The sequence below is a fragment of the Pseudomonas sp. Irchel s3h17 genome (assembly GCF_900187505.1).
In the GTDB taxonomy this organism is placed as follows: domain Bacteria; phylum Pseudomonadota; class Gammaproteobacteria; order Pseudomonadales; family Pseudomonadaceae; genus Aquipseudomonas.
Map to the genome: position 1 here is coordinate 23,258 of NZ_FYDL01000015.1, position 12,357 is coordinate 35,614.

General features: G+C 63.4%; 9 protein-coding genes. All 9 read left to right on the forward strand.

The window, feature by feature from the left end; translation table 11 throughout:
• The first annotated feature begins 160 nt into the window (after positions 1-160).
• The 9 genes from CKW25_RS20610 (at position 161) to pgaB (ending at position 12,356) form a co-directional block, all read left to right on the forward strand.
• Positions 161-589, forward strand: a complete 429-nt coding sequence (locus CKW25_RS20610; RefSeq protein WP_095082035.1) for a MarR family winged helix-turn-helix transcriptional regulator — start codon at positions 161-163, stop codon at positions 587-589.
• A complete protein-coding gene (locus CKW25_RS20615) occupies positions 586-2,667 on the forward strand; it encodes an FUSC family protein (RefSeq protein WP_095082037.1) in 2,082 nt (693 codons plus the stop codon). The genes CKW25_RS20610 and CKW25_RS20615 overlap by 4 nt, the downstream gene beginning before the upstream one ends.
• Complete coding sequence (locus tag CKW25_RS20620; protein ID WP_095082039.1) at positions 2,664-2,873, forward strand: DUF1656 domain-containing protein; 210 nt, start codon at positions 2,664-2,666, stop codon at positions 2,871-2,873. The genes CKW25_RS20615 and CKW25_RS20620 overlap by 4 nt, the downstream gene beginning before the upstream one ends.
• Entirely contained in the window at positions 2,870-3,760 is an 891-nt protein-coding gene (locus tag CKW25_RS20625; RefSeq protein WP_095082041.1) for an HlyD family secretion protein, read from the forward strand. Before CKW25_RS20620 ends, CKW25_RS20625 begins: the two co-directional genes overlap by 4 nt.
• Positions 3,757-5,205 carry an efflux transporter outer membrane subunit gene (locus CKW25_RS20630; RefSeq protein WP_095082043.1) on the forward strand — a complete coding sequence of 483 codons (1,449 nt, stop codon included), beginning with the start codon at positions 3,757-3,759 and terminating at the stop codon, positions 5,203-5,205. Before CKW25_RS20625 ends, CKW25_RS20630 begins: the two co-directional genes overlap by 4 nt.
• Positions 5,206-5,288: 83 nt before the next feature.
• Entirely contained in the window at positions 5,289-5,924 is a 636-nt protein-coding gene (locus CKW25_RS20635) for an NADH:ubiquinone oxidoreductase subunit N (protein ID WP_095082045.1), read from the forward strand.
• 203 nt (positions 5,925-6,127) lie between these two features.
• A complete protein-coding gene (locus tag CKW25_RS20640) occupies positions 6,128-7,639 on the forward strand; it encodes a YdgA family protein (RefSeq protein WP_095082047.1) in 1,512 nt (503 codons plus the stop codon).
• 235 nt (positions 7,640-7,874) lie between these two features.
• Positions 7,875-10,343, forward strand: coding sequence for a poly-beta-1,6 N-acetyl-D-glucosamine export porin PgaA (gene pgaA, locus CKW25_RS20645; RefSeq protein ID WP_095082049.1), 2,469 nt, complete (start codon positions 7,875-7,877; stop codon positions 10,341-10,343).
• Between the two features lie 12 nt (positions 10,344-10,355).
• Complete coding sequence (gene pgaB, locus CKW25_RS20650; RefSeq protein ID WP_095082051.1) at positions 10,356-12,356, forward strand: poly-beta-1,6-N-acetyl-D-glucosamine N-deacetylase PgaB; 2,001 nt, start codon at positions 10,356-10,358, stop codon at positions 12,354-12,356.
• Position 12,357: the final 1 nt, after the last annotated feature.

A 12,357-nucleotide genomic window follows, 5' to 3' on the forward strand; every position in this document is an offset into this window, starting at 1 on the left:
GACTCTCAAAGTCGCAGTATTTCTTGGCGGGGCCATGAGATCAGCGTTCCTCCAATTTGTTTCAAAACTTGACTGAAATTCCCCTCCAGTGCGATATTGATAGTTAGCGAACTAACTGTATGCGAATGTCCCTGTGCCCCAGACCCTCGACGCCCTTCAGATGAACCTCAGCAGTGCCATGGTGGTGGCCGCGCGGCATTGGCGCAAAATCTGCCAGACCACGCTGGTCAACTACGGTATTACCGAAGCCTGCGCCGTCCCGTTGTTGATGATCGGGCGGCTGGGCGAGGGGGTGCGCCAGGTGACGGTGGCACACACGGCGGGGATGGAGAGTCCGTCGCTGGTGCGTTTGCTCGATCAGTTGTGCCACGCCGGGTATGTCCGTCGCACCGAAGATGCCCTTGATCGTCGCGCCAAATGCCTGAGCCTGACCGACACCGGCCGTGAGCTGGTACAGACGGTGGAAGCCGAGTTGGTCCGTCTGCGCCGTGAAGTGCTGCAGGGTATCGACCCGGCTGACCTTGAGGCCGCACTGCGGGTGATTCGTGCGTTCGAGACCGCTGAGCATGTCTCGGTGACACCGTCTTGAACGGTTTTTTTTCCGGTATTCCGCCAGCCCGCGACTGGTTCTACGGCGTGCGTACCTTCGCCGCGTCGATGATCGCGCTGTACATCGCCATGCTTATGCAAATGCCGCGTCCGTACTGGGCGATGGCCACGGTTTATATCGTCTCCAGCCCGTTCGTCGGCCCCACCAGTTCCAAGGCGCTGTACCGCGCCATCGGCACCTTCGCCGGTGCGGCGGCGGCCTTGCTGTTTGTGCCGATGTTCGTCCAGAGCCCCTATGTGCTGGTGGTGGTCATTGCGCTGTGGACCGGCATCCTGCTGTTTTTGTCGATGCACCTGCGTACCGCCAATAGCTATGCGCTGATGCTGGCCGGCTACACTTTGCCGCTGATCGCCTTGCCGGTGGTGGATAACCCGTTGGCCGTGTGGGATGTGGCCGAAGCGCGGACCGAAGAGATCTTTCTCGGCATTGTCTGTGCGGCGGTGGTGGGCAGTGTGTTCTGGCCGCGTCGGTTGGCGCCGGTACTGGATGGTGCGGTCAGCAAGTGGTTCGGTGAAGCGGTGACCTACAGCCAGCGCTTCCTCAGCCGCGATGTGCGCCCCGATGAGGTCAGCGCCCTGCGCACATCGATGGTGGCGACCTTCAACACCCTCGAGTTGATGATCGGCCAGTTGCCCCACGAAGGCGCGCGACCGCAAACCGTGCGCAATACCAAGGAACTGCGCGGGCGGATGATTCACCTGCTGCCGGTGGTGGATGCCCTGGACGATGCGTTGTACGCCTTGCAACGGCGCACCCCCGAGCTGGTGGACAGGTTCGCACCGCTGCTGGAGGCGGCGCTGGAGTGGCTCGACCACAGCGACGCCAGCGTCGAGCGTTGGCAAGCCCTGCGCAACCAGCTTGAAGCCCTGCAACCGAGTGCCGAAGCGCTGGATGACCGCAAGCAATTGCTGTTTTCCAATGCGCTGTATCGCCTGGGGGAATGGGTCGACTTGTGGCAGGACCTGCGTAGCCTGCAACAAGCCATTCACAACGACAGCCAGGACAACTGGCGCGCCGTTTACCGCCATTGGCGACTGGGCCGGCTTACCCCGTTTATCGACCGCGGGTTGATGTTGTATTCGGCGACCTCCACGGTGCTGGCGATCATCGTTGCCTCGGTGTTGTGGATCCTGCTGGGCTGGCCCGACGGTGGCAGCGCGGTGATCCTGGCGGCGGTGGCGTGCAGCTTCTTCGCCTCGATGGACGACCCGGCGCCGCAGATTTACCGGTTCTTTTTCTGGACCGCGTTGTCGGTAGTGTTCGCCAGCCTTTACCTGTTTCTGATCCTGCCCAACCTGCATGACTTCCCGATGCTGGTGCTGGCGTTCGCCGTGCCCTATATCTGCGTTGGCACCCTCACGGTACAGCCGGCCTTTTACCTGGGGATGCTGCTGACCATCGTCAACACGTCATCGTTTATCAGCCTCCAGGGCGTTTACGACGCGGACTTTCTGAGCTTTGCCAATGCCAACCTCGCCGGTCCCATCGGCTTGCTGTTTGCCTTCGTCTGGACCCTGGTGGCCCGCCCGTTCGGCTCGGAACTGGCGGCCAAGCGCCTGACCCGCTTCAGTTGGCACGACATTGTCGGGATGACCGAGCCGGCCAACCTGGCCGAGCACCGACACCTGGGAGTGCAACTGCTCGATCGACTGATGCAGCATTTGCCGCGCCTGGCCATTACCGGCCAGGACACGGGGATTGCCCTGCGTGAAGTCCGCGTGGGGTTGAACCTGCTGGACTTGCTGGCGTACGCGCCACGGGTGCATGGCGTGGCGAATGCGTTACTGCGTCAGGTGGTGGCCGAGGTTGGCGACTATTTCAAGGCCTGCTTGAAGGCGGGAGAGCGCTTGCCGGCGCCGGCCGCGCTGCTGATGACCCTGGACCGCACCCGCCGCGCACTCAACGGCCAAGGCCGGCAGGATCACGACGATACCCGTCTGAATGTGCTGCATGCCCTCAGCGGCCTGCGTCTGGCGCTGTTGCCGGGCGTGGAGTTCGTGGGGGTCAGCGCCGCCGCCGAGCCCCTTCCCCATGGCATCGATGGAGCGCCTTTATGATCGGTGATCTGGACATCAGCGGGGTGTTCCTGCCCACGTTGCTGGTGCTGATGGGCATTACCTACCTGCTGTACCTGCTGGTGCACGGGGTGCTGACACGCTTGCACTTTTATCGCCTGGTCTGGCACCGGGCGTTGTTCAACGTGGGTCTTTACGCCGTGCTGCTTGGCGCCGTGGACTCACTCAGTCGATACCTGATGACATGAAAAAACCGTTCTTGACCCTTGGCCGTGTGGTGCTGACCCTGCTGGTGGTGACCCTGGCGGTCGTCGTGGTGTGGCGCATGGTGATGTATTACATGTTCGCTCCCTGGACCCGTGACGGGCACATTCGTGCCGACATCGTGCAGATTGCCCCGGACGTGTCCGGGCTGATCCAGCAAGTGGAGGTGCGCGACAACCAGTTGGTGAAGCGCGGCCAGGTGCTGTTCAGCATCGATCAGGACCGTTTCCGGCTGGCGCTGCGCCAGGCCAAGGCAGCGGTTGCCGACCGTCAGGAAACCCTGGCCCAGGCGCAACGTGAAGCCAGGCGTAACCGTGGCCTGGGCAACCTGGTGCCGGGTGAGCAACTGGAAGAAAGCCAGTCGCGGGTGGCCCGTGCCGAGGTGGCGTTGATGGAAGCCCAGGTGATGGTGGACAGTGCCCAGCTCAACCTCGACCGCTCGGTGATCCGCAGCCCCGTGGACGGCTACCTCAACGATCGTGCGCCACGGACCCAGGAGTTCGTCACGGCGGGTCGTCCGGTGCTGTCGGTGGTGGACAGTAACTCCTTCCACATCGACGGCTATTTCGAAGAGACCAAGCTGGACGGCATTCATGTCGGCCAGCGCGTGGATATTCGTGTGGTCGGTGACCGTGCGCGGTTGCGTGGGCATGTCGAAAGCATTGTCGCCGGTATCGAAGACCGCGACCGCACCAGCGGCGCGAACCTGCTGCCCAATGTGAATCCGGCATTCAGTTGGGTGCGCCTGGCACAACGGATTCCGGTGCGCATTGCCTTTGACGATGTGCCGCCGGACTTTCGCATGATCGCCGGGCGTACCGCGACCGTGTCGATCATCGGCGATCCGCCCGAGCAGGAGCCGGCGCAATGAAAGCGCTCACCGGTATCGCGACGCTCGGGGTCGGCTTGCTGCTGTCCGCTTGTCAGGCGGTGGGCCCGGATTACCAGTTGCCGCAGGAGGCGGCGGTGCATCGCGAGGACTTCCAGGGCGACCTGGCGGCCCACAACCGGAACGTGGTGTCGGCTCCGATACCCGGCGACTGGTGGCGGTTGTACCGGGATCCTCGCCTGGATGAACTGGTGCGCCAGGCCATGGCCGCCAACACCGATTTGCGGGTGGCGGCGGCCAACCTGGCCCGCGCCCGTGCGCAAGTGGAAGAGGCCGAGTCGGCGGGCGGTTGGAGCGGTGGGGTGAAACTCGGTGCCCAGCGTTTGCAGGAGTCGGGCGAAGCGTTTTTGCTGCCGGAAAAAGTCCCGGTGGCCAACGTTGGGGACATCGGCATCACCACCTCCTATCAGTTCGACCTGTTCGGTACCTTGCAGCGTGGGATCGAAGCGGCCAAGGCCAACGCCGATGCGACCCAGGCGGCGGCCGACACCGCGCGGATCACCTTGGTCGCCGATGTCGTGCGGGCCTACACCCAGGTGTGTGCGGCCAACGAGGAACTGGAGATCGCCGGGCATTCCCTGGACCTGCAAGGCCAAAGCACCACGCTGGTCCAGCGCCTGCGGGACGCCGGGCGTGGCGACGAAACCCAGGTCACCCGCTCACAGACCCAATTCAAATCCTTGCGCGCCGAATTGCCGCGCTACGAAGCCGCGCGCCAGGCCGGGCTGTTCCGCTTGTCGATGTTGCTGGCCAAGCCGGTGGATCAATTGCCTGCCGGCACCCCGCATTGCCATGAACTGCCAGAGATTGCGCAATTGTTGCCGGTCGGTGACGGCGCCACCTTGCTCAAGCGCCGGCCGGATGTGCGTCAGGCCGAGCGTCGGTTAGCGGCGGCCACCGCCGGTATCGGTGTCGCCACCGGGCAGTTGTACCCGGACATCAGCATCGGGGCGACCGTTGGCACCGTGGGTATTCTTGAAAACCTGGGCGAACCTGCGACCAATCGCTGGGGGTTTGGCCCATTACTGACCTGGAGCGTGCCGACCAACGGTTCCCGCGCCCGTGTGCGTGAGGCCGAGGCCGCTACCCAAGGGGCGCTGGCGCATTTTGACGGGGTGGTACTCAACGCCATTCGTGAAACCCAGACCGGGCTCGCCCAGTATTCCGCGCTGCTCCAGCGCCGCGACGCGTTGGCCGATGCCGAGCAGTCGGCGCAATTGGCGGCCGACCAGACGCACCGCTTCTACCAGGCGGGCCGGGCATCGTTCCTGGCCGACTTGCAGGCCACCCGCACCTACACCGACGTGCGCGCGCAGGTGGCGGCGGCCAACACTCAGGTCGCCATGAGCCAGATTGATTTGTTCCTGGCGCTGGGTGGCGGTTGGGAAAGCGGACGAACGCAAGGTCCACAGCCGACGAAACCCTGAGGCCGTTGCTATGCTTTGTAGTGTCGGGTCCGCGTGCGTGGATCCGGTGCTCAAGGCTTGTGCAGGTCATGGGGATTCCAATAATGAAAAACCCTTATGCTCTCGGTTTCTGGTGCGCCATTGTTGCGTTGGTGCTGCTGTCGGCAACGTATTTCTATGGCGTGATGCTGGCTTATCAGCTCGACAAGGCGTTGATGTTTCTCGACAGCGCCATCGCGCTGATCGGGGTAATGTCGATCGCAGTCGTCGCCTGGGCTGCGCTGCAAGGCCAGCGGATCAAGAAAAAACAACTCGAACAAGGCAAGACCCTGGTACTGATCTGGGACACCAAGGTGGCGTTGCGCCGGGTTGAAACCGTCTTCGACCGTTATTTCTGGGGCAGTTACTGGCAACCGGGCCGTACCTTCCAGGAAGTCATGGGCGAACTCACCGGCACCCCGCTGGAAAAAAGCCTCGAAGCCCTCAAGGTTCAATGCCGGGCGCTCGACCAGCAGGCCAGCGGCGAAGGCTGGCACTGGCAGAAAAATGCCCGCGAACTCTCTGACGTGGCCACCGCGATGGCGCGCGAACGCTACCAGCTGGACTTCTGCGACCCGCGTTCCGAGTCGCCCAATGGCGCGGTGATCAACCGGGATTTCGAGGTGCTGGTGTACACCTGGACCGCCCGCCTGAAAACCTTTGATCACCAACTGGATGAGATGGAAACGCAGTACTCCTGAGCCGGCACCGATCCTTCCCACGCCCGCGCGTGGGAGCGATCTCAAATCAGTGTCGGTGCACGCATTAACCCTTATTTTTTGCGTCGTGCTGCGCACCCGGTGCTAATCTGCACCTCACTTTTGTACGAAGTCGAGCCACGGCCTGTCATGGGTTCAAGGAAGACGACTACACCTTCAACAATGGACAATTGAACAGGTCATTCATGAATAAATCAGCAGGCGTGCTTCTTGGAATCGTCGTGGCCCTTGGTGCAATCAGCACAGGTGGCGCCTGGTACACCGGCACCAAGCTCGAAGGGGTGCTGCAAACTTCTCTCTCCGATGCGAACAAGGAGCTGCAAGCGGCGATGATCGGCTCCAATGGCACCGCGACCCTGGAGCTGGTGTCGCTGGAACGCCATCTGTTCAGCAGTACCGCCCGCTACCGTCTCAAGGGCCAGGGCGAGATGTTCGGCGAGCATGCTGACGGCGTCGAGCTGCTGTTTGCCGACCGTATCGAGCACGGCCCGCTGCCATTCTCGCGCTTGGTGTCGCTGAAATGGTTGCCGGTGATGGCCACCAGTCATTACTCCCTGGAAAAGACCCCGCTCACCGAAAAATGGTTTGCCGCCACCAAGGACGTGTCTCCGCTCAAGGGCGAGGTCAACCTCGGCTACGACCGAGCGATCAGCGGCACGCTTGAATTGCTGCCCGTCGATGCCGCGCTGGACGACCAGTCCACCCTGAAGTTTTCCGGCCTGAACATGGAGGTCTCGGCCAGCGCCGAGGCACAGAAGGTCAAGGCCACTGGCTACATGGACAACCTGACGCTGACCAGCGTTGCCGAAGACCAGAGCCCGGTGAAAATCGAACTCAATGGCCTGACCATGGCCAGCAACCTCAGCAAAAGCAGCTACGGCTACTACCTGGGCGATAACACGGTCGAGATCAGCAACACCCGCACCACCTTCGGTGGCCAGTCGTCGGTGCTGAACTTCAAGAAAACCGAGATGAAGACCGTCACCAGTGAATCCGGGACCAACGCCGCCGGACGTGCCGACTACCGCATTGGCGAGGTGACGCTCAACGACAAGACCATTGGCTCGGCGAAAATGGCCTGGAGCATGAAGAACCTTGACATCCCGTCGACCTTGTCGCTGGTGCAGGTCTACCAGGCCAAGCTGCAACCCTACGAAGCCGCGGCCGCTGCGGCAGAAGCCGCGGGTGAACCGCTGCCCGAGCTGAACCTGACGGAAGCCGAGCTGGTTCAGGTCAAGGCCGATCTGGAAAAGCTGCTGGCTGCCCAGCCGCAAATCGCCCTGGAGAACTTCTCGTTCACCACCCCCAATGGCGAAAGTCGCGCCAGCCTGGTGATCGACCTGACCAAGCCGCAATCGATGGATCTGCCGGAAGACCAACTGGTCCGCCAACTGATAGCGCTGCTGGACTTCAACCTGCACATTTCCAAGCCGATGATCACCGACCTGGTGAGCGTGCAGGCGCAACTGGAAGGCCAGACCGATGCCAAGGCGATTGCCGAGCAAGCCACCGCGACCAGCGACATGGTCAGCGGCATGGCTGTCGGTACGCAACTGGCGACCCTGGACGGCAACAACATCGTTTCCAAACTGCACTATGCCAACGATCAGGTGGACTTCAACGGCCAGAAAATGACCGTCGATCAGTTTGTCGGCTTTGTGATGAGCAAGCTGGGTGACACCGGCGAGATCCAGTAAACACCACGCCACACGACCTCATCGAAACGCCCGGCCATCCGTTCTCGCGGATGCACCGGGCGTTTTGCTGTGTAGGACGATTCTGAAGAAATATGCGGATTCGTCTTTTGGCTTTCTCCGACATGGAAGACTTCACCGCAGGATAGCTTGGCGGTGTCATAGGGCACCGGCCGCCTGATATGCAGTGATCAGGGGAACCCATCGCTCCAGCTTTCCTCGTACAGGAAGCTTGCGAATGTTGCGTACCCCTCACTCTTACCTGCGCCCGATCATCGGCATGGCCCTGTGCAGTCAATTGCTCTGGCCGACGCTGGCGATTGCCGATACAGCCTACGACGACCTGGTCCGCCAGGCCCGGGCCGGTCATTACACTCCCGCGCTGGCCGCGCTGCGTCAGGTGCCCGCCAGCCAATTGACCGCTGGCCAGGTCAGCGATCACTTGCAGATTGCCAGTTGGGCCGGGCTCGACAGTGAAGTGGTCGACGTCTACGAAACCCAGGCTCGCCACCGGGTGTTGCCGGTTCAGGCCCTGACGGCCACGGCGCGTGCTTACCGTAATCTCCAGCGCTGGGACTCGGCGACGGCGCTGTACCAGAAAGCGTTGGCACGAGACCCCAAGAGTGCCGACTTGCAGTTGGGGCTGGCACTGACCGAGGCCGATGCCGGTCAGCCTGTAGAGGCTGTCAACCGTGCCAAGGGCCTGGTGGCGGCCAAACCTGAAGACCCGACTCGCCGCATGGCCCTGGCGTACGCCTTGACCCGTGCCGGGGCGACCTACGACGCGTTGTTCGAGTATGACCAGGCGTTCATGCGTGCCGGCAACAATCCTGACGTGGCCCGCGAATACGTTATCGCCCTGCAGCGAGCGCGTTTGCCGGAGCCGGCCTTGCGCCTGGCCCGTCAACGCCCGGGGTTGATCGATCCGACCCTGTTGCGCCGTATCGAAGGTGACGTGGCCGCCGAGCGAGTACGGCTGGCGGAACTGGCCACGCGCAGCGAAAAGGAACGCTACCTCATCGCTGACCGTGCCCTGGCCGACTACGACCAGTTACTCAAGACCTGGACCCCGGACGCCCAGGCCCACGACGACGTGACGCGCTGGCGCATCGACCGCATGGGGGCGCTGAAGGCCCGTGCGCGTACCGCCGAGGTGATTCGTGACTACCAGCAACTGACCCGTGAAGGCGTGGCGATGCCGACCTATGCGCTGCGCTGGGTCGCGGCATCTTACCTCGATCAACGCCAGCCTGAGGTGGCTGTCGACCTGTATCGCCAGGTGCTTGCCGCGACGGATGCCGATGCTGGCGACCGCCTCGAAGACAGCACGGCGTTGTATTACGCCCTGCTCGAAAGCGATCAGCCGGAGGAGGCGCGCAAGCTGGCCGAGAGCCTGGCCCAGAGCCAGAAGCCACGGGTCGAGCTCAAGGGCCTGCCGGTGGGCAACCCCAACGATAAGTGGATGGACGCCCAGCAACTGGCCGCTCAGGCCGGCGCCGATGGCGCTGATTTGCCCACTGGCGAGCAGCGCCTGGCGACGTTGGTCGAGCAGGCCCCAGGCAACACCGGCTTACGTCTGGCCCAGGCAGACCTGTACCGCGCCCGCGACTGGCCGCGCCGTTCGGAAAGCCTGCTCAAGGAAACCGAAAGCAGGGTGTCACGGGATGTCGGGCTGGAAGTCGGGCAGGGGCACACCGCACTGGATTTGCAGGAGTGGCGCCAACTCGATGCCCTGACCGATGACGTGGGTGCACGCTTCCCGGACAACCGCCAGGTACAGCGCCTGCAGCGTGTGCGTGAAGTCCATGACATGGCCGAGTTGCGGGTCTCGACTTATGGCGGCAAGAGCTATGGCGGCGGTGATAACGGCGCGGGGGCCGTCAGTGGTACCCGGGACTTCGGGATCGAGACCCTGCTCTACAGCCCACCGATCGACGAGGACTGGCGCCTGTTCGGCGGTGCCGGCTACGCCACTGGCGACTTCCAGGAAGGCACCGGTCACCACCGTTGGCAGCGTCTGGGCGTGGAGCGGCGAACCCGTGACATGACCCTGGAGGCAGAGGTCTCCAATCACGCCTATGGCTACGGCAACAAAACCGGTGCGCGCGTGGCGCTGGCCCGGGACATCAACGATCACTGGCAGTACGGCGCGAGCCTCGATTACCTGTCGGCCGACACTCCGCTACGGGCCTTGAACAGTGACATCAGCGCCAATGGCGGCAGCGGTTTCGTGCGCTGGCGCGCCAACGAAAGTCGAGAGTGGAAGCTGGCGCTGAGCCCATCGCATTTCAGCGATGGCAACAACCGCTTCGAAGCGTTGCTGAGCGGCCGCGAAGGCGTGTACAGCGCGCCGGGCCTGCAGGTCGACCTGGGCCTGGAGGTCGGCAGCAGCCACAACTCGAAGAATGCCGACGTGCCGTATTTCAACCCCAAGTCCGACTTCAGCGTGTTGCCGACGGTGAGCGCCAACCACGTGCTTTATCACCGCTACGAGACCTCGTGGAGCCAGCAGTTCCAGGCAGGCGCCGGGACGTACAGCCAGCGCGACTACAGCACGGGGGCCATCGGCCTGCTCAGTTACGGCCAACGCGTCAGCTGGAACGACGTGTTCGAGGCCGGTGCCGCCGTGAGCTGGCTCAACCGACCCTATGACGGTGATCGCGAAAGCGATCTGCGCCTGGTCATCGACCTCACTTATCGCTTCTAGAAGAGTTAGATCATGCCTGCAATGACACGCTGCATCCTGCTGCTGGGGGTATTGCTGCTCACCGCTTGCGCTCAGCAGGCCCCGGCCTTCGCGCCGCCGTCGGAACGACCGCTGGCCGCCAATGAAAAGCCGTGGCCGAAGAACCACGTGCTGGGCATCGCCTATCACGATGTCGAAGACCGCGACCCGGACCAGACTGTCGTGGCCGTGCGCACCGAGCGCTTGATCGAGCAGTTGGCCTGGCTGCGGGAGAACCACTACCAGGCGGTTACCGTCGACCAGATCATGGCGGCGCGCAACGGCGGTCCCGAGCTGCCGCCCAAGGCGATCCTGCTGAGCTTCGACGACGGTTATTCGAGCTTCTACACCCGGGTCATGCCGGTGTTGCGGGCCTACCACTGGCCGGCGTTGCTGGCACCGGTCGGCAGTTGGGTCGACACGCCGCTCCAGCAACCGGTGGACTTTGCCGGCACCCCGCGCCAGCGTTCGGACTTTCTGACTTGGGCGCAGGTCCGCGAGATTTCCCGTTCCGGGCTGGTGGAAATTGCCGCGCACACCGACGCCAACCACAAAGGCGTGCTGGCCAACCCACAGGGCAACCTGCAACCGGCGGCGGCCACCCGTCGCTACGATGCCGTCGCCAAGCGTTATGAAACCGAGGCTGAGTTTGAGCGCCGCCTGCGCAGTGACGTGGCCGCCATCTCGGCGAAGATTCGCGCCGCCACCGGTTATGCCCCCCGGGTCTGGGTCTGGCCTTACGGCGCCGCCGATGGTACGGCGTTGCGCGTCGTGGGCGAGCAGGGCTACCAGATGGCGCTGACCCTGGATGACGGCCTGGACAGCCTCGATAACCTGATGAGCAGCCCGCGCTTCCTGGTGGCCTCGGACCCGGACGGCGAACACTTCGCCAACAGCATCGTGGCGGTGCAATCCGATTCGCCGATGCGCGTGGTGCATGTCGATCTGGACAATGTCTATGACCCGGACCCGGCGCAGCAGGACATCAACCTCGGCAAGCTGATCCAGCGCATGGCCGACATGGGCGCCAACACGGTGTTCCTGCAAGCCTTCGCCGATCCCAAGGGCGATGGGCTGGTGCATTCGCTGTACTTCCCCAACCGTCATTTGCCGGTGCGTGCCGACATTTTCGACCGCGTCGCCTGGCAACTGCGCACGCGCGCCAACGTCAAAGTCTTCGCCTGGATGCCCGTGCTCAGCTTTGACCTTGATCCGGCCTTGCCCCGGGTGACCCGCTGGGACCCGGCCACCGGTAAGGCCTCAGTGGATCCCGAACAGTACCGACGCCTGTCGCCATTCGACCCGAACGTGCGACGGATCATTGGCGAGATCTATGAAGACGTCGCGCGCCTGACCTCGGTCGACGGCATTCTCTACCACGACGACGCCTTGCTCTCGGACTTCGAAGACGCCAGCCCCCGGGCACTGCAGGTCTACGCCGCCAATGGCTTGCCTGGCTCGATGGCGGCACTGCGTGGCGACCCGGAGACGATGCAGCGCTGGAGCCGCTTCAAGAGCCGCTACCTGATCGATTTCACCCACGAACTCACCGCCAGGGTCCGCGCCATTCGCGGACCCCAGGTGCAGACCGCCCGCAACCTGTTTGCCGAGCCGATGCTCAATCCATCAAGCGAAGCCTGGTTTGCGCAAAACCTCGATGACTTCCTGGGTGCCTACGACTGGACCGCGCCCATGGCCATGCCCCTGATGGAAGGCAAGACCCGTGAGCAGTCCGGGGCCTGGCTGGAAGCGCTGGTGGCCACCGTCAAGTCCCGTCCCGGCGCGCTGGACCGCACGGTGTTCGAGTTGCAGGCCCGTGACTGGACCCGCCAGGACGCAGCGGCAGCGCTGGATGGCAAGCAACTGGCGGATTGGATGGGTCGCCTCAAGCGCCAGGGTGCCAGCAGTTTTGGCTACTACCCCGACAACTTCCTTGAGAACCAGCCGGACCTGAAAACCGTCCGTCCCGCGCTCTCCAACAAATGGAATCCCTGAC